Genomic DNA, 18,291 nt, shown 5'->3' with positions numbered 1-18,291 from the left:
CCTCGTGACGACGTTGCTCTATCTCATACCAGTGGCCCTTTTTCTGGGTGCACTGGGTGTGTCCGGCTTCGTCTGGGCATTGCGAAGCGGTCAATACGAAGATCTCGACGGAGCCGCCGAGCGGATACTAATTGATCGGGACGACAAACCGGAACGCTGATTTCAATCCGCTGTGCATAAGATGCGCGGATCGCGCTCGTCAGTCGAGCCGGCTCGGTCGGGAACAAGCTGTCCATGCTCCATGCTCCATGCTCCATGACCATCTTGACCTAAGCTGCACACTACATTTGTGAAAAGCCTCTGTCGTGCGAAGGACTGCCTCCCATTGCACCCAGTATGAGGCGGCTGATGCCACGAGAGTACCTCGCGTGGCCGGACGAGAGCTTGGCCATGTGCGCACGGGTTCCAAAGTGGAACGTCACGGTCGATCACCTGACCGTGAACCGCCAGTGCCGATTGGTCATGTCTGGCTGATCCAGATCAGGGTCATACTCATCGGTGTGTTCTATTGACCAGTCTTCGACGGAGAAATGCATGACTTACGGAAAGATTGGTCGTCATTATCAGCACCTTCACGGTTCTGGGTTTTCTGTCGTGTGGTCGGCCATGCCTTGTGCTTACGGCGCAGCCATTAGCTGACCGGCGTCGTGTGTATCTCGCTTGCTGGCTGACCATCCGCGTGGCTGCGCGGACACGGGGGCCGATCAACAGCTTTCGCCTTTGATGGGTTGTGTGCGTCGAAAGTGGCCTTCTTTGGGCTGACTTCGTAGAAATGTTCCAGGGCTCGCATCCAGCGCCGAAGATCCTCGTGATGTCAACGTGCTGCGGAGCATCATCGGGGTTGGGACGTGCGTTTTCGAGATCGATCAACCGTCCGAAGTTGATCATTGGTTCGAGTGACGCGCGCTATTTCGACGACTATGTCGCCGCGTGGGCTTTGCTCTATCGGCGACTGAATTGCAAGGACATCGACATCGAAGCCATGCAGCAGGTTCTTGATGAGATATGCGCGGTCGTGGATAAAAGTTTCCGCTACCTTGGCTGGGATGACGAGAGAGAGCGCTACGTTCGATACCCTCGCAAGAGAGCCCGCTTCGACGTCGTGGAGCGTGAGTAGTATGCGCAAGGGTTCCAGGTGGAATGTGGCGATCGATGCGGCGCGGCCGTGGCTGACCAGCGTCGCGAGTGTCTCGCTTGCTGGCGGCGATCTGCGCGGCTGCGCGGCCAAAGGGCGGGATCGGTTAGCCGCATCCACCTCTGAGCGCTTTGAGTGCTTCGTTGCCGATCGATGCGAATCTCCCGGCCCAGCGCCTTTAGGCAATGCGGCGGCCACGGAGCTCATGTCACTCGGCTCAGTTCCACCGTTACACGAGGATAGGCGACCGGATGGCGGCACGCTGATGGGCTCTGACGATAATTTTGACATCGTTGTCGTTGGAGCCGGCCCGGTCGGCCTTTCGTTCGCTGCGTCGCTTGCCCAAAGCGAACTCAAGGTGGCAGTTGTTGAACAGAACACATTCGATAGTCTGGCGAATCCGGCTTTCGATGGTCGCGAAATCGCGCTGACCAACGCTTCGATCAGAACCCTTCGCGAGCTCGGCGCCTGGGATGTCATCCCGGCTTCGGACAAATCAGCACTTCAAGGCGCGCGCGTGCTCAACGGCTCGAGCGCATTCGCTCTTCGTTTCGATCCTCCCAGCAACTCTGGAGAACCGCTGGGGGTTTTGGTTCCAAATTGCCGGATCCGCGAGGCGCTGTTCAAAATCGTCCGCTTGCAGGATCGCGCCCGGCTGTTGTGCGGCCACTCGGTCGTCGATGCAACAAACAGCCAAGAAGGAGCAGTCGTAACGCTCTCTAATGGCGCGCGTTTAACTGCTCGGCTGGTTGTTGCCGCGGATTCGCGTTTGTCCGCCACGCGTGATCTGCTAGGCATCGGCGCCGATATCAACCGGCTTGGCCACTCGATGCTGATTTGCCGAGTGAGGCACGAGCGCGCCCACCACCAGATCGCCATCGAATGGTTCGATCACCATCAGACGATAGCGATGTTGCCCCTCGCGGAGGGCATGTCGTCGCTGCTGCTCACATTGCGCTCAAACGAGGCCTATAGACTGCTTGCCTTCGATGATGATTTGTTCCTGTCGGAGTTGACGAAACGGTGTCGAGGGCGCCTTGGAAAAATGACCTTGGCAAGCAAGCGCCACACCTATCCGCTGGTCACGACCTGGGCGCACAAATTCCGGGCGCCGAGCGCCGCACTCATCGGCGACGCTGCCATCGGCATGCACCCGGTGACCGCTCACGGATTCAACATCGGTCTCAGCAGCCAGAAGCAACTCGCCCGTGGAATCATGACTGCGTGCCGCGACGGCCGCAATGTTGGCGACCCCGACATGCTGCATATATACGAAAGGCGGCTGCGCCTGTCGGCGGCGCCGCTCTACCATGCAACGAACATATTGATTGGACTCTACTCCAGAGACCACCTGGCGGCACGGCTTGCAAGGCATCTGGGGCTTCGCTTTGCCCAACATGTTCCCCTTGTCCGGCATGGGATATCGGCGGAGCTCCAGCGGTGATACTGCACCAGCAGTCGCATTTTTGCGCGTGCTGGGCGAGCGATGGGAGAGAGTGCATGATGCACCGGAGTAATCCTGCTCCCCGACGCTGATCTCCGATTGAAGAATTAACCCGTCCTTCAGGGGGGCTGCATAGGCTGCGGACAAGCAGGAGTAAGCAAGCTGACCCGTCCAGCCTTGGAAAAGAAGATCCGCTGGAGGCGAGAATCCTTCAGGACCAGCTCGCTGATCTGAGGGCAGGCCTTTTCGTCTCAATGCCGATAAGCATTGTGCTGTCCGGGCTGATTTTGACCGTGCAGGCCCTTTCCGGGAACGGTCTTGCTGGCGCGGCCTGGTTTTCGGTCGTTAATGCGATAAATGCCGCCCGCCTTGCACTCGCCCGTCATCAGCTGAAGGAACCCGGAGTCCAGGATGATCTGACACGGGTTTGGCTGCGGCTTCGCTGGTTTGGCAGGCTTGCTCTTCTGGCGGGATTCACCTGGTCATTCCTTGCCATCCTAACGGCTGGATACACGACGTCTCAAGCATCGCTGCATCTAATAATTCTGGCGGGCATTTCAGCTGGCGCGGTCACGTACGGCAGCTCATATGCTGCGGCAGCGATATGCTTCATCACACCGCCACTCCTCATTGCCGCCGCATGTTTGCTGACGAAGGGAGCCCCGGAAAACTACATTCTGGCTTTTGCCGTCCTGCTTTTCGAGGGCGGCCTGGTTCGATCCTCGTTCGTTGGACAAGCGCGCTTCCGTGACGCGAGCCGCCTGAGACATCAAGCCGAGCGGCTTGCCGCGGAAATGGAGCGCAATTCCAGGGAGGACCATCTTACCGCGCTCCTCAACAGGCGGGGCCTCGAACATGCAATCGATCAGTTTGAGAACACCGATGGACCCTTTGTGGCCATGCTGATTGATCTGGACGGGTTCAAATCTGTCAACGGTACCTACGGTCACAGAACGGGTGACGAGCTGCTTGCCAGGATCGCCCGCCGAATAGAGGAAGAAGCACCGGAGGGCTCAACGCTCGCCCGCATCGGTGGGGATGAATTCGTGCTGGTTTTTTCTTCGCGAAAGAATTCTCCTTCTCCCACCAATCTCGCGTCCAATCTCATAGCCAAGCTTGCTCGCCCCTATCCTGGGATCGCATCCGTCCGCATTGGAGCGTCTATAGGAATCTACTTGGCTGAAAACCCCGGACTGACGGAAATGTTGTTGCGGGCCGACATCGCCCTTTACACAGCTAAGCGCCGCGGCAGGAATGAATTTTGTCTGTTCGGTGCCGAGCTAGCCCGGGAACTGCAACGCCGCCAGTCAATCGAACGCGATCTTCATTCGGCGATAACGATGAGAAGCTTGGTCGCTTGGTTTCAGCCAATCGTAAGACTCGAAACTGAAGCGTCGTCGGTTTTGAAGCCTTGCTAAGATGGTCTCACCCGCTTCACGGTCCCATTTCTCCGCCCGAGATCATGACAGCGGCACGCGAAACTGGAATGCTTCAGCTGCTAACTCAAACGGTATTCGCCGACTGTTGCGCTCTTATCGAGGGCTTGGTCAAAGCTGACCGTCGTGATGTTCGTGTGGCGATGAATGTTTCACCGCGCGAGTTGGAAGCTGGCGATATTGACGAGATGATTCTTAATGGTCTGGCGGCAAAAGACCTCCCTGCAACGATGTTCGACATCGAGATTACCGAAGAAGCCCCAGTGGATCCGGACAGAGTGGATGAAAAGCTCGGCCAGCTTTCACATGCTGGCATTTCTATCGCGCTCGAGGACTTCGGCACCGGTTTTTCGACGTTGGCATCGCTCAAGGACAGTCGGATCAGGAAAGTGAAAATAGATCAGGGCTTCATTCGCGGCTTAGCCAAGTCCCGGGAGAATCGGCTGCTTGTCAAAGCGGTGATTGACCTTGGTAGGACGCTCGGGATCGAGGTCATGGCCGAGGGCGTTGAAACAGAGGCAGATCGGCAAACTCTGTACAAGCTTGGCTGCAGAACCGCGCAGGGCTTCCTGTTCTCTAAGGCAGTGCCTCTCCATTTGGCACTTGATTCGGTAGTAAAAGAGCACGCGAAGGAGTTGTGACCGGCCTCTCCGTCCGTGCTGCTCGCGGAACTTTCATGTGGGGTGGACCTGACGCGCGAAAGCCGTTTCGGACGGTAGAGTTATTACGGGGGCGAAACTGAGCACGTGGTTTGGATAGCAGCAATCCGGTCCACCGGCGCACATGCAGCGGCTTCATACAAGCGTTCAAGTTGCGAGATGAGCTTGAGTGAACGACGTCGGAGAATTGCGTCCCTTGGACGCTGGTTTCGCGGTTCCCGTAGGATTCGATTACGGGAAGCGTTCTTGGCTGCTTCTCGGCTCAGCGCTCATCTGGATGAACAACGTACCCGCGGTCAAGGTTTTCGCGACCTCAACCCAGTCACCATCCCGCAACAGCAGCGGTCGGGTCCTGATCAAGCGCTCAGCCTCAGCACAGGTGCTGGAGCAACGGTAGAGCGCGGAAAACGTGTATCGGAATGCGCTGGCTCACCATAGGAAGCTGCCACGGCATGTCGAATGTCCCCAGGGGGCGGGACCGTTCCCTTGCATTTGTCTCGATGACGGGCTCTCAAAGCTAAAGCCAAGAGAGCTTTATAAAAATCGCACCCGATCGGCTGCGCAACGACGACCAGCTGAGGCCCGATCGGGTGCTAAGGTCGTGCCAAAAAAGGCGCGTCACTGTCGCATTTCTAGCCGGCTTGCGATCGGACGTCATCTCTTGGCGATCGTTGCCCCTTCTCTCAAATGCGCTTAGCGGCGCCGACGGCGAATAGCGCAAGCTTTTCCACCCGTTTCTACTCCACTACCGAGACTCGTCACCAACCTCCTTTTATTCGCTTCCATATGGCCCATCCTGTCTCCAATCGAGGAGGAGCGCGAACATGGGCCAAGCCGTAGAACGTCTCAGTCTCGGGAATTCTTCTGCTCGCCAAACTGCCGTTGTCACCGGCACCATATTTGGCAGGGTGACAGTGAACGACAAGATATCAGGCGTTCTTGTCTGGGCTGAACTATGCTTGCAAGCCATAACCCAAAAATCGCCGATCCCTTTGAATTCGAGCCGGATGAATGGGTGTTTCAAAATTTTTGGCGGTTTTAGGCAGAACCCTCCGATGGCCCGCGTACCGGTCAAGCTTCGTGAGCACTTTAGGTTCGTCGATCAGGCATAGGTTTGTATCCCATGCCACATGCTGGCCGTTTGCCTAGTTCGGAAGCCCTCGAGAGGCGTTGCTCGTCTTGGTATGGCGTCGCCCCTTTTTCCGATCCATCGGCCACGGAGCTAGAATGCTGTCTAGCTGTTGCCGCCTACTTGGTCATCCGGCATGGAGATGCCTATATACCGACCTTCGAAAGGCTGGAATACGAGGTCGAACAAATGCGGCGGAAGCTCGGAAATCGCGAGCGAGCGCAGCGCGTGCTGGCCACGCTCAACCTAAATGGCTCGGACAGCTGGAGCCGTGAGGTTGGTTCTCAAGGCCTGGATGGCGCCGCAATCACATTCGCCCGGGCGGGGTAAAAGCGATTTTTTGAAGCCACTCGCGCTTTTGCGCTAACGAAGGTCCCGCGCCGTATTTGGGCCGGATCCATTTGTGGCCCATCAGAGAAGCAATTACCTTCTCCGGCGCCTCAACTGCCGTCAGCCGGTCCTCGAAAGTGTGTCGCAGGCTATAAAGACTATGCTCGGAAGTCGGCAGAAGTTCCTTGCTGGCGAGCACCTTGTTGACGAGCGCTGAAAGTGACGCGGCCTTGTCGCGATAACGAGGAAAGCCGTCCGGATGGAGCTTGATGGCTGCAAGTGCGCCGCCAACCAAGGGAATGTCACGGGCTGAATGACCGGTCTTCAAGCGACGGCCATTGGGGCGCACCCGCACATGCGGGATTTCTTGATCGAGGTGGATTGTTTCGGTGGTGAGGTTTGCCGCTTCAGAAAGCCTGAGTCCGGTATCGGCAATCACATAGATTAGATGGCGGGCTTCGTCATTGAGTCCGTCGAGCGCGCCTTCAGCGAGTATCTTCTCCTGAATGAACTCCGCTGTGAACGCAGCGCGTTGCCCGGGGACGGCGCCGGAAAGACGCAGGTTTCGAAAAACCGGCTCCAGCTTGAGCTGGTGAGTCAGATCGACGACGCGCAGCATTTTCGAAACATGGCCGATGTCCTTGTTGGCCGTACCGATATCAAGTCCATCCTCAACGATCCGCTTTTGCCACCACTCGCGGAACGCGATTGCGTCGTCCCGAGTGAGGCTTGCGATCTCCTTGTCGCCAATGACTCCAACCAGATTGGCAACTGCGCGCTTTTTGGGGTTACGCCATTTCTTGATTTGGTTAGGCGACATGGTCAGCAAGTTCTGTTGCTCGATCGTCTCGAATTCCTTGATAAGACCGCTCAGGCGGACCGCTGGCCGCTTCTCCCCACCCATGACGGCCGAGACGTCCTGCGCGTCCTCGATCGATTTTTTGTCGAGGAGCAGCTTGATACGGGCCATGAGTTCGTCGAGCGGCCCCGCTGCTAGTTCCTCGTTAGAGCGATAGGCCAATCCAAATGACCGCGCGCGCTTCCTCGCGGCTTCGAAACGCAGCCCCGCCTCGGCGGATTGGCCTTCCCGCAGTCTACGCCAATACGCCTCCAGCCCCGCGCCGAGGCTTTGCACTGCATCTCGCGCCCGTACACCGCGGGGATCGTCAGCCACGGCGACGCCCGTGGAAATGCGTACTAGGCAGCGGCGATCAAACGCCGCGAATTCCTTCGGCACCCTGCGGACGAGATACCAGATGCCTTCACGTTTATGCGGCTTTGGCGCTGCGGAACGTCGCATTATCTTTCTCTAATGTTACACAGTTTGTTACACAGTCTAAGATAAGTTTCGCTTCGCGCTGGTCAAGCGCAACAAGGAAGCTTTTGAAAGGAAACGATTATTATGGAAGCTAAATGGCGGAGAGGGAGGGATTCGAACCCCCGATGCCCTTGCGAGCATGCCGCATTTCGAGTGCGGTGCATTCGACCACTCTGCCACCTCTCCGCGGTCATGGTCGGCCGTTGCCGGCGCGGCGCACTAGATAACGACTGGACGTAAAGGTTACAAGGCCAAATCTGCCGGATGTCAGGCTTCTTTGACGTGGTGTCGATTTGGTCACGGCCAAGCGCTTCCCGCGGGGCGGCCAGGTGGCCAGTCGGCGGCGTCAACGTTCGCCTATCACATGGACGACGGCGGCCGGCCTGGGCGCCGCTAACCGCCCGACGTTCATGGTGTCGGCCACTGGCCTTGACTTTGACCGGACCTTCGGTTAGGGAACGCGCGCAATCGGCGTGGAGGGGTCTTCCGCGCCGCTTGTTTTTTGAACCCGCAGACTGACAAAAAGACGGCCGAACCGCTCGATGCGGTTCATCGAGGCCGACCGAACAGCGAAAGGCAAAAAATGTTCGCAGTCATCAAAACGGGCGGCAAGCAGTATCGCGTCGCCGCCAACGATCTCCTGAAGATCGAGAAACTCGAAGCCAAGGTCGGCGACATCGTCGAGATCGGCAATGTGCTGGCGCATGGCGAGGGCGAGAACGTCACCTTCGGCGCGCCGTTCGTCGATGGCGCTCTGGTCACGGCGGAAGTCGTCGAGCAGGGCAAGAACCGCACCGTCATCGCTTTCAAGAAGCGCCGCCGGCAGAATTCACGCCGCAAGATCGGCCACCGCCAGCTTCTGACCACCGTCAGGATCGCCGAGATCCTGCTGGGTGGCGCCAAGCCGTCAAAGAAGGCCGCCGCCAAGCCGGAGACCAAGGCAGAGGTTGCCGCCGAGGCGAAGGCCGAAGCCGCTCCGAAGGAGGCCAAGGCCAAGAAGGAAGCCGCTCCGAAGGCGGAAGCCGCTGCCGAGGCCGCCGCCGCGCCGCTGTTCAAGGCGCCGAAGGGCGAGCCGGACGACCTGACCGTGATCAAGGGCATCGGCCCGGTCGCCGCCAAGGATCTCAACGAGCAGGGCATCATCACCTTCGCGCAGCTCGCCAAGCTCTCCGACAAGGATGTCGCCAAGATCGACGAGCACATGCCGTTCAGCGCCGACCAGATCAAGGACTGGCGCGAGCAGGCCAAGGAGCTGGCGAAGAAGTAAGGCGGAGCCGGCGAAACGATCGCCGGATCGGACTTGAAACGGAACGCGAACGCGTTCATAAGACCATTCAAACGCCCCTTGAGGCGTATCGGAGTTAGTTAGATGGCACACAAGAAAGCTGGCGGTTCGTCGCGCAACGGTCGCGACTCGCACTCCAAGCGGCTCGGCGTGAAGAAGTTCGGCGGCGAAGCCGTGATTCCGGGCAACATCATCATTCGTCAACGCGGCACCTCGTGGCATCCGGGCACCAACGTAGGCATGGGCACGGACCACACCCTGTTTGCGCTCGAAGCCGGCGCAGTCGCCTTCAACAAAAAAGCCAACGGCCGAACCTACGTCTCGGTGAACCCGATTACCAAAGCAGCGGAGTAGCCGGTTCCGCACCACAACACCGGCACCCATCTCGGGAACCGGTGTCTGGCCAGGCCAGGAAAAGGATCAGGGGAGATGGGTTTCCATCTCCCCTTTTTCTTTGCCTGGAGGACTGAAAATCGTTGCCGAAGCGGAAGACACGGACGACGAAAGTTACGCGATAGACTGCCCGGTGCTGGCCACCGAGCGGCTGGTGATGCGCGCCCCGCGCGACAGCGATGTCGGGCAACTGGTGGCGCTCGCCGACAACCGTCACGTGGCCGAGATGCTGGCCCGCATGCCGCATCCCTATGGCGAGGCCGAGGCTCGCGCCTTCCTGGCCATGGCCTCATCGCGCCGCGCGGGCATCGTCTACGCGCTGACGCTTGCCGGCACCGGCACTTTCGTCGGCTGCGCGGGGCTCAACACCACCGATCGCGGGCTGGAGCTCGGCTACTGGATCGGCGAACCCTACTGGAAGCGCGGCTATGCGACGGAAGCCGCGCACGCGCTGGTCGACCTCGCCTTCCAGAACACCTCGACCCAGGTGCTGCACGCCTCGACCCGGGTCATCAATCCGGCCTCGCGCCGGGTCATCCACAAGTGCGGTTTCCAGTATGCCGGCCAGGGCATGCTCAACTCGATCGTCGCCGGCCAGGTGCCGGTCGAGCGCTACCGGCTCGATCGAAAGACGTGGACCAGTCTGCGCAACTGGGTCCACTTCTAAAGATGGGCCGATATTCAGGCGAGGCTGGCCTGCGAACGGCGACTTCCTGCGCTTCCGGTGCTCACGTGCTTCAAGCACGCTCCGCTCCGGGTCTCGGAAGTCACCATTCTCGGCGCAGCCTGACCTGAATCTCGACCCATCTTGGGCGCATCTGAGGGCGCTCAGCCCAGCTCGACCCATACCGGCAAATGGTCCGAACCCACCGCTTGCCGGTCGACCCACGAGCGCTTCAGCGATCTGGCGAGCGAGGCGCTGGTGAAGATGTAGTCGATGCGCTTGTGGCGGCTCGCATCGTCGGGCCGTTTCGGGTCGACCCAGGTGGCGAGATCCGGGACGCCGAGGCGCTCGGCGACGTCGACGGCGAGGTCGGCGGTCAAGGGCATGCCGAATTCGTGGTCCGGGCGGCCGGCAAGCTCGGCATATTCCGCCGAGCCGGGCAGCATGTTGAAGTCGCCCATGACAATGAAGGCTTCCGGGTAGGGCAGGTCCGGCAGGCCGATCTCGGGAATGCCGGAAAGACCGCCGCCCTCCAACGCATAGTTCAACAGGCGCTGGCGCAGGAAGCGGATCTGGCTCTGGCGCTCGACGGGGCTGCGATGGTCGAGGTGGGTGGAGTAGAAGCGGATGAAGCCGAGCGGTGTCTCGATCAGCGCCTCGAGCGCGCCGCGCTGGAAGTTCATCGCTTCCAGGCTGCGGCTGCGCGGCAGAAGAAGGTTGCGCGACAGATGAATGGGTGTCTTCGACAGCACCATGTTGCCAAGCTGGAAGGTGGTCGTGATGGCGCGGCCGGCCTCCAGGCGCGAGGAGATGTTGACCTCGAAATTGCTGCCATAGGCGGCAAAATAGTCGGGCAGCGCCTCGCCGAGCTCGGCCACCATGTCGCGGTTGTTGTTCCTGGGGTTGTTGCGGGTGACCTCCTGCAAGGCGATCACATCGGCGCCGCGCACGGCGTCGGCGATGCGGGAGACATCGTAGCTGCCGTCGAGACCTATGCCGTACTGGATGTTGTAGGTGACAAGCTTCATTCCCGCGCCCCTCCAGCTCCGCCCGCCAACAGTGCTACCGCGTCCCTGGCAAAAGGGCATCCGGCGCTTTAGTCGCAAACCGCCCTCGCCCTTCGCCTCGCTTGATTGGACCGGGTCTGCGTTTCCCGGAAACGGCGACCCGCCCTATCTCGTTCTTCCTACGCAATTCCGGACGGAAAACCGCTCACACTTTTCCTGGAATTGCTTTAGAGCAATCCCGCAAGCGCAATAGCAGAAACCCGAAGATCCGATGAAATTTCTCGACCAGGCAAAGGTTTATATACGCTCCGGCGACGGTGGCGCCGGCTCGGTGTCGTTCCGGCGCGAGAAATTCATCGAGTTCGGCGGACCGGATGGCGGCGACGGCGGCCGCGGCGGCGATGTCTGGGCGGAGGCGGTCAACGGGCTGAACACGCTGATCGACTATCGCTACCAGCAGCATTTCAAGGCCAAGACCGGCATGCACGGCATGGGCCGCAACATGACCGGCGGCAAGGGCGCCGACGTCACGCTCAAGGTGCCGGTCGGAACCCAGATCTTCGCCGAGGACAATGAGACGCTGATCTGCGACATCACCGTCGTCGGCCAGCGCTTCCTACTCGCCAAGGGCGGCAATGGCGGCTTCGGCAACCAGCATTTCAAGACCTCGACCAACCAGGCGCCGCGCCGCGCCAATCCCGGTCTGCCGGGCGAGGAGCTCAGCATCTGGCTGCGGCTGAAGCTGATCGCCGACGCCGGCCTGGTCGGCCTGCCCAATGCCGGCAAGTCGACCTTCCTCGCGGCCGTCACCGCGGCCAAGCCGAAGATTGCCGACTACCCCTTCACCACGCTCTATCCCGGCCTTGGCGTCGCCCGCATCGACGGTCGCGAATTCGTCATCGCCGACATCCCCGGGCTGATCGAGGGCGCGCATGAGGGCGTCGGCATTGGCGACCGCTTCCTCGGCCATGTCGAGCGCACGCGCGTGCTGCTGCATCTCGTCTCCGCCCAGGAAGAGAATCCCGGCAAGGCCTACAAGACCGTGCGCGCCGAGCTCGAGGCCTATGGCCATGGGCTGGCCGAGAAGGTCGAGATCGTGGCGCTCAGCCAGATCGACATTCTCGACGCCGAGGCGCGCAAGAAGAAGACGGCGTCGCTGAAGCGCGCCGCCGGCCGCGCGCCGCTGCTGTTGTCGGCCGTCACCGGCGAAGGCGTGGAAGCGGTGCAGCGCGCGCTGATGGCTGTCGTGGCCGAGGCCCGCGACGCGGTTCCCGCGCCCGTCGACACGCGCTGGCAGTGACCATGCAATCGCTGAAGAAATACCGGCGCATCACCGTCAAGATCGGCTCGGCGCTGCTCGTCGACCGCGGCACGGGGCTGAAGCGCGACTGGCTGGATGCGCTCGCCGACGACATCGCCGGGCTTGCCCATGGCGGCGCCGAGGTGCTCGTCGTCTCGTCGGGCGCGATCGCGCTCGGCCGCACGATCCTTGGCCTGGGAAAGAGAGCGCTGAAGCTTGAGGAGAGCCAGGCGGCGGCGGCCGTCGGCCAGATCGCGCTGGCCGGCGCCTGGTCGGACGCGCTCGGCAAGGGCGGGCTGAAGTCCGGCCAGATCCTGCTCACGCTCGGCGACACCGAGGAGCGGCGGCGCTACCTCAACGCCCGCGCCACGATCTCGACCTTGCTCAAGATGAAGGCGGTGCCGGTCATCAACGAGAACGATACGGTGGCGACCTCGGAAATCCGCTATGGCGACAACGACCGCCTGGCGGCGCGTGTGGCGACGATGATGGGCGCCGACCTCCTGGTGCTGCTCTCCGACATCGATGGGCTCTACACGGCGCCACCGGCCAGGGACCCGCAAGCGAAATTCATCCCGGTGGTCGACCGCATTACCCCCGACATCGAGGCGATGGCGGGCGCGGCCGCCTCCGAGCTGTCGCGCGGCGGCATGCGGACAAAACTCGACGCCGGCAAGATCGCCAACGCGGCCGGCACCGCCATGGTCATCACGTCGGGCACCAGGCTGTCGCCGCTGATGGCGATCGAACGCGGCGAACGCGCCACTTTCTTCAAGCCGAGCGCCAATCCGGTGAAGGGCTACAAGACCTGGATCGCCGGGCAGCTCGAACCGGCGGGGCGGCTCACCGTCGATGCCGGCGCCATTGGCGCGCTGCTATCGGGCAAGTCGCTGCTGCCGGCGGGCGTCAAGCTGGTCAGCGGCAATTTTTCGCGCGGCGATACGGTGGCGATCCTATCGCCCGAGGGCCGCGAGATCGCGCGCGGCCTGGTTGCCTACGATGCCGCCGATGCCGTAAGGATCGCAGGCCTGAAGACGGCCGAGATCGAAACCGTGCTCGGCTACGAGGCGCGCTCGGCGATGATCCACCGCGACGACCTTGTGGTGAGCCATTCGAGTGATCAAGTATTGGCCGTTGATCAAGTATTGGCCGGCCGAAGCGGAGGATGAGCCATGCTGAAGCTGCATGAGAAATCCCGAGACGACACTGCGGCGCTGATGGCCGATATCGGCCGCCAGGCGCGCGCCGCAGCCCGACCGCTGGCCATTGCCACCACCGCCGCCAAGAACGCCGCGCTTGTCGCCATGGCCGAAGCCATTCTTCGCAACGAGCAGGCGATTCTCGACGCCAACGCCATCGATGTCTCGAATGGCGAGGAATCCGGCCTTTCCGGTTCCTTCATGGACCGGTTGAAACTGACACCGTCGCGCATCGAGGCGATGGCCGACGGCATTCGCGAGATCGCCGCGCTAAAGGATCCGGTCGGCGACGTGATCGCAGAATGGGACCGGCCGAACGGACTCCATATCGAGCGCGTGCGCACGCCGCTCGGCGTCGTCGGCGTCATCTATGAGAGCCGGCCAAATGTGACGGCCGATGCCGGCGCGCTCTGCCTGAAGGCCGGCAATCCGGTGATCCTGCGCGGCGGCTCGGATTCGCTCAACTCGTCCGCGGCGATCCATGCCTGCCTGGTCGAGGGGCTGAAGGCGGCCGGCCTGCCGCAGGATGCGATCCAGCTGGTGCCGACCACCGACCGCGCCGCCGTCGGCGAGATGCTGAAAGGCCTCGGCGGCAATCTCGACGTGATCATTCCGCGCGGCGGCCGCAGCCTGGTCGAGCGTGTGCAGAGCGAGGCGCGGGTGCCGGTCTTTGCCCATCTCGAAGGCATCTGCCATGTCTATGTCGACCGCTCTGCCGGTCTCGACATGGCGGTGAAGATCGCCGTTAACGCCAAGATGCGGCGCACCGGCGTCTGCGGCGCGGCCGAGACGCTGCTGGTCGACCGTGCTGCGGCGGGAACGCATCTGGTGCCGATTCTCGAGGCGCTGCGCGCGGCGGGATGCGAAATCCATGCCGATACCGAGGTGCTGAAGGCGTTCTCCGAGGCCAGTCCCGCGACCGATGCCGACTGGGTGACCGAGTATCTCGACGCCATCATCGCGGTGAAGCTGGTCGATGGCGTCACCGGCGCGATCGAGCATATCGAGCGCTTCTCCTCGCACCATACGGAGGCGATCCTGGCCGAGGACGCTGAAGCGGTGGAGCGCTTCTTCAACGAGATCGATTCGGCGATCCTGTTGCACAACGCCTCGACGCAATTTGCCGATGGCGGCGAGTTCGGCATGGGCGCCGAGATCGGCATCGCCACCGGCAAGATGCATGCGCGCGGACCGGTCGGCGTCGAGCAGCTGACCTCGTTCAAGTACCGCGTGCGCGGATCGGGACAGGTGAGGCCTTGATGCTATTTGCCGCTAGAGGTTGAAGCTTGCGCCCAGGCCCCCCTCTCTGGCCTGCCGGCCATCTCCCCCTCAAGGGGGGAGATCAACTTGCGCATAGGGCTTCGCCAATCGCCTACGTCATAAGATTTGCGCCTGCGGACAATCTGCCGATCTCCCCCCTTGAGGGGGAGATGCCCGGCAGGGCAGAGAGGGGGGCCTAGCACCGTGCTTTCGTCGCCTCAGCCCGCCGTCCCCGCGCACTATCTGCGCATGCCGCATGCCGGCAAGGGCGTTGCCGTCGGCCTGTTCGGCGGCTCGTTCAATCCGCCGCATGCCGGCCACGCGCTGGTCGCCGAGATCGCGCTGAGAAGGCTGGCGCTCGACCAGCTGTGGTGGATGGTGACGCCGGGCAATCCCCTGAAGAGCACGCGCGAGCTGGCGCCGCTGGCCGAGCGGTTGCAACTGTCCGAGCAGATCGCAAAAAATCCGAAGATCAAGGTCAGCGCTTTCGAGGCCGCTCACCACATCCGCTTCACCGCCGACACGCTGGCGCTGGTCAAGGCGCGCAATCCCGGCGTCGACTTCGTCTGGATCATGGGCGCCGATTCGCTTCGCGACTTCCATCGCTGGCAGCGCTGGCGCCAGATCGTCATGACCTTCCCGATCGCCGTCATCGACCGCCCCGGCGCGACGCTGTCCTTCCTCTCCTCGGTGGTCGCCAAGACCTTCGACTACGCCCGCGTCGACGAGGGTGACGCGCCGCGCCTTGCCCGCATGAAGGCGCCGGCCTGGACCTTCATCCACGGCCCGCGCTCGTCGCTGTCGTCGAGCGCCATCCGCAAGGCGGCAAGGAGCTGAAACGTCCCTTTTCCCCAGAAGGGGAAAGTTCGGCCATGTCGCTTTTGCGGCGGCCTTTCGCCGGCAGGTCGGCGATGCTGCGTGAATGCTGGAGAAGAACCGCACCACCATCGAGCCAGATGACGGCAAGCAGCCGGCGCCGCTGATCGCCATTGCCAGCGTCGTGGCGTCGATGGCGCTGATCGCGATCGGCAACGGGCTGATGTTCGCCTTCATCCCGGTGCGGCTCGGCGCCGACGGCTTCGATCCGACCTGGGCCGGGCTCATCGTCACCGGGCTTTCGGCCGGCGGGCTCGCCGGCTGCATCCTGACCGGGCCTCTCGTCCGGAGAGTTGGTCACGCCCGCGCGTTCATGGTGCTTTCGGCGCTGATCGCGCTCTCCAACGCGGCGATCGGCGCCGGCCCGATCCCGCTCATCTGGATCGCGGCGCGCGCGCTCTACGGTTTCGCCATCTGCGGTCTGTTCATCGTCGCCCAGAGCTGGCTGAACGATGCCGTCCCCAATGCCATACGCGGCCGCGTCATGGCGGTGTTCTACGTCGCCTATGTCGCCGGCCTCGGCGTCGGCTATGCGACGCTCGCCGCCATCGACATCCGCACCGCGGCAGCGCCGCTGATCGGCATTACCTTCACGGCGCTGTCGATCCTGCCGGTCGGCATGACGCGGCTGGCGCAGCCGCCGCCGCCGCAGGCGGCTTCGGTGGCGCTCGGCCGCGCCTGGCGGATCTCGCCAGTCGGGGTGGCGGGCATGCTCGCTGTCGGCGGCCTGTCGATGATCATTTCCGGTTTCGCGCCGATCCATGCCACCGCCAAGGGCTACAGCCAGGCGGACGTGGCGCTGCTGTTGTCGGCGATGCCGGTCGGCACGCTGATCCTGCAGATACCGCTCGGCTGGATTTCGGACCGGACCGACCGGCGCTATGTGCTGATCGGCGCGGCACTGCTTGCCCTCGTTGCCAGCCTGCTCGCCATCGCCTTCGACGGCGGCGCGCTGGCCGTTCTGCTCGTGGTCTATCTGATCTGGGATGGCGCGTCGGAATCGATCTATTCGCTGTCCAGCGCGCATGCCGCCGACCGCGCCGGCAAGGACGATCTGCTCGCCCTGTCGAGCTCGATGCTGTTTGCATGGTCGCTGGCGGGGTTTGTGGTGCCGGGCATCGTGACAGGGCTTTCCGCGGTCTACGGCACCGGGACGTTCATCTATGTCGGCATCGTCATCGCCTCGGCGTTTTGCCTGTTCGTGTCGTGGCGGGTGCTGGCGGCACGGCCGGTACCAGCCACCGCGACAGGCAGCTTCGCGCCGATGTGCGCGCAGGCGCCGCTGCCGGTGGAACTCGCCTTCGCGCCGGACGAGCAGCCTCGCCCCGGCAATTGAGGCGCGTTGTCGACGGCTTGCGCTACTGCCTGGTTGAGGGCGGTTCCTGGTGCGATGCTTCCGGTGGCGGCACCGGGACGGAAATGCCTTCGGTGTCGAAGGCCTGCTTGGCGCGTTTCGTGAGATCGATCTGGGTGGCGAAGAAATCGGCGGACGAAGTCCAGTAGCGCAGGCTGATGGCGACGCCGCTGTCGCCGACCGTGGCGACGAAGGCGATTGGCGCCGGCTCGCGCCTGACGCGCCGCTCGGTGGCGGCGACGGCGAGCATCGTCTTTTGCGCGAGGTCGATGTCGTTCCAGGAGCCGATGGTCAGTGTGACGTCGCCGCGGCGGACGCCGTTGCGCGTATAGTTGCGCACCGGCTGGTTCCACAGCGTCGAATTGGGCGCCAGCACATAGACGCCGTCGACCGTCCGCAGCCGGGTCGCGAACAGGCCGATCTCCTCGATGGTGCCGGAAATGGGGCCGACCTCGACATACTCGCCGATGCGAAACGGTCTCAGGGCAAGCAGCATGATGCCGGCGGCGATGTTCTGCAGCGTGCCCTGCAGCGCCAGGCCGATCGCCAGGCCGATGGCGCCGATGGCGGCTATGATCGAGGCGGTCTGCACGCCGAACTGGCCGAGCACCATGATGACGACGAGGATCAGGATGGCGTAGCGGACGATCTTCGAGAAGAAATGGCGCAGCGTCGCGTCGAAGCCGTGGATGTGACCGAGGCCGGCGAAGATCGAGCGCTCGGCAAGGCCGGCGACGAGATAGCCGACGACCAGCAATATGACGGCGCCGACGGCCGAGAAGGAGTAGGAGACGATCAGGCTGCTGAGTTGCGCGAGGCCAGCCTGCACGGAGAGGAGCGTGTCCTGGGGATCGATCGGCATTGTGGGAAATCCGGTTGGTGGGCGAGCCGATAACCCATGTGGACGCCATGGGTTCCCGACTTTTTTCCCGCTTTGCGGAACCAAGCGGAGGGGGTCGCGTTGGCGAGCGCGGGGCCACCGTCTTGAAACTGCAACGGAACTCTGCCTATCTAAGTGGTGTCACCTGATGTCACGGGTGATTTGGTTGTTCTTGCTGCGAAAGGAAAGACACTGAGAACAGCACTGCGGAAGAAGGCCGACATCGTGCCTTCGCCGGCCGGGATCAGCGGAAATGACGCCGTGTCCCGCGCCATCAAGACAGTCCTTGCCAGTCTGGAAGACTCCAAGGCCGAAAACATCGTCTCAATCGACATCCAGGGGAAATCGAGCCTCGGCGACTACATGGTCGTAGCGTCGGGCCGATCGCACCGTCATGTCTCGGCTGTCGCCGATCATCTCCTCAAGGCGCTCAAGGATGCCGGCCTCGGCATGGCGCGCGTCGAGGGGCTGGCCAGCGCCGACTGGGTCCTGATCGATTCGGGCGACATCATCGTCCATGTCTTCCGTCCCGAAGTCCGCGAATTCTACAATCTCGAAAAGATGTGGCAGGCGCCGGACCTCGAGGAAGAGACCCTTCACTGAGCCGTAACCGTTGGGGTTC

The 18,291-nt window shown here is 62.3% G+C and carries 17 protein-coding genes and 1 tRNA gene; 14 read left to right on the top strand and 4 right to left on the bottom strand.

Translation table 11 applies throughout. From position 1 onward, the window contains the following. Positions 1-4: 4 nt before the first annotated feature. From ccoS to EN786_RS38605, 5 genes are all read left to right on the top strand, one after another. Positions 5-160: a cbb3-type cytochrome oxidase assembly protein CcoS gene (gene ccoS / locus EN786_RS15785; RefSeq protein WP_081714250.1), complete on the top strand. Its 156-nt coding sequence runs from the start codon at positions 5-7 to the stop codon at positions 158-160. Positions 161-772: 612 nt separating this feature from the next. Further along, positions 773-1,117, top strand: a complete 345-nt coding sequence (locus EN786_RS15780; protein ID WP_126057793.1) for a hypothetical protein — start codon at positions 773-775, stop codon at positions 1,115-1,117. 280 nt (positions 1,118-1,397) lie between these two features. Further along, positions 1,398-2,579 carry a 5-demethoxyubiquinol-8 5-hydroxylase UbiM gene (ubiM, locus tag EN786_RS15775; RefSeq protein WP_185928959.1) on the top strand — a complete coding sequence of 394 codons (1,182 nt, stop codon included), beginning with the start codon at positions 1,398-1,400 and terminating at the stop codon, positions 2,577-2,579. Positions 2,580-2,833: 254 nt separating this feature from the next. After that, a complete protein-coding gene (locus tag EN786_RS38610; RefSeq protein ID WP_245455339.1) occupies positions 2,834-3,997 on the top strand; it encodes a GGDEF domain-containing protein in 1,164 nt (387 codons plus the stop codon). Then, positions 3,991-4,656: an EAL domain-containing protein gene (locus EN786_RS38605; protein ID WP_245454739.1), complete on the top strand. Its 666-nt coding sequence runs from the start codon at positions 3,991-3,993 to the stop codon at positions 4,654-4,656. The genes EN786_RS38610 and EN786_RS38605 overlap by 7 nt, the downstream gene beginning before the upstream one ends. Positions 4,657-6,110: 1,454 nt before the next feature. On the opposite strand, the gene EN786_RS15765 is transcribed toward EN786_RS38605, so the two are convergent. Next, entirely contained in the window at positions 6,111-7,433 is a 1,323-nt protein-coding gene (locus tag EN786_RS15765; RefSeq protein WP_126057794.1) for an integrase, read from the bottom strand. A 114-nt stretch (positions 7,434-7,547) separates the two neighbouring features. After that, a tRNA-Ser gene (locus EN786_RS15760) sits at positions 7,548-7,637 on the bottom strand. Positions 7,638-8,034: 397 nt separating this feature from the next. Here EN786_RS15760 and EN786_RS15755 point away from each other — a divergent pair. From EN786_RS15755 to EN786_RS15745, 3 genes are all read left to right on the top strand, one after another. Further along, the gene (locus tag EN786_RS15755) at positions 8,035-8,718 is read left to right on the top strand and encodes a 50S ribosomal protein L21 (protein ID WP_127309310.1); all 684 of its coding nucleotides are present in this window, start codon (positions 8,035-8,037) and stop codon (positions 8,716-8,718) included. Between the two features lie 102 nt (positions 8,719-8,820). Next, positions 8,821-9,090: a 50S ribosomal protein L27 gene (gene rpmA, locus EN786_RS15750; RefSeq protein WP_126057796.1), complete on the top strand. Its 270-nt coding sequence runs from the start codon at positions 8,821-8,823 to the stop codon at positions 9,088-9,090. A gap of 118 nt (positions 9,091-9,208) precedes the next feature. Further along, positions 9,209-9,796, top strand: a complete 588-nt coding sequence (locus EN786_RS15745) for a GNAT family protein (RefSeq protein WP_127309311.1) — start codon at positions 9,209-9,211, stop codon at positions 9,794-9,796. Positions 9,797-9,957: 161 nt separating this feature from the next. Here the strand turns inward: EN786_RS15745 and EN786_RS15740 are convergent, their stop codons facing one another. Next, positions 9,958-10,821, bottom strand: a complete 864-nt coding sequence (locus EN786_RS15740; protein WP_127309312.1) for an endonuclease/exonuclease/phosphatase family protein — start codon at positions 10,819-10,821, stop codon at positions 9,958-9,960. A 250-nt stretch (positions 10,822-11,071) separates the two neighbouring features. On the opposite strand from EN786_RS15740, the gene obgE reads away from it, so the two are divergent. The 5 genes from obgE to EN786_RS15710 all read left to right on the top strand — a co-directional run bounded on the left by obgE (position 11,072) and on the right by EN786_RS15710 (position 16,771). After that, a complete protein-coding gene (obgE, locus tag EN786_RS15735) occupies positions 11,072-12,100 on the top strand; it encodes a GTPase ObgE (protein ID WP_127309313.1) in 1,029 nt (342 codons plus the stop codon). Between the two features lie 2 nt (positions 12,101-12,102). After that, positions 12,103-13,269, top strand: a complete 1,167-nt coding sequence (proB, locus tag EN786_RS15730) for a glutamate 5-kinase (protein ID WP_127309314.1) — start codon at positions 12,103-12,105, stop codon at positions 13,267-13,269. A 3-nt stretch (positions 13,270-13,272) separates the two neighbouring features. After that, the gene (locus EN786_RS15725; RefSeq protein WP_128274188.1) at positions 13,273-14,559 is read left to right on the top strand and encodes a glutamate-5-semialdehyde dehydrogenase; all 1,287 of its coding nucleotides are present in this window, start codon (positions 13,273-13,275) and stop codon (positions 14,557-14,559) included. Positions 14,560-14,808: 249 nt separating this feature from the next. Beyond that, entirely contained in the window at positions 14,809-15,396 is a 588-nt protein-coding gene (locus tag EN786_RS15715) for a nicotinate-nucleotide adenylyltransferase (RefSeq protein WP_127310259.1), read from the top strand. Positions 15,397-15,481: 85 nt separating this feature from the next. Beyond that, the gene (locus EN786_RS15710) at positions 15,482-16,771 is read left to right on the top strand and encodes an MFS transporter (RefSeq protein ID WP_127310250.1); all 1,290 of its coding nucleotides are present in this window, start codon (positions 15,482-15,484) and stop codon (positions 16,769-16,771) included. 22 nt (positions 16,772-16,793) lie between these two features. Here the strand turns inward: EN786_RS15710 and EN786_RS15705 are convergent, their stop codons facing one another. After that, the gene (locus tag EN786_RS15705; RefSeq protein ID WP_127310251.1) at positions 16,794-17,651 is read right to left on the bottom strand and encodes a mechanosensitive ion channel family protein; all 858 of its coding nucleotides are present in this window, start codon (positions 17,649-17,651) and stop codon (positions 16,794-16,796) included. Positions 17,652-17,894: 243 nt separating this feature from the next. Between EN786_RS15705 and rsfS the strand changes: the two genes are divergently transcribed. Continuing rightward, entirely contained in the window at positions 17,895-18,272 is a 378-nt protein-coding gene (gene rsfS, locus EN786_RS15700) for a ribosome silencing factor (protein ID WP_127284554.1), read from the top strand. Positions 18,273-18,291: the final 19 nt, after the last annotated feature.

This window comes from Mesorhizobium sp. M4B.F.Ca.ET.143.01.1.1 (genome assembly GCF_004792275.1).
Lineage (GTDB): Bacteria > Pseudomonadota > Alphaproteobacteria > Rhizobiales > Rhizobiaceae > Mesorhizobium > Mesorhizobium abyssinicae.
The sequence above is the reverse complement of the archived record's forward strand: the minus strand, read 5'-3'. Positions and strand labels throughout refer to the sequence as shown.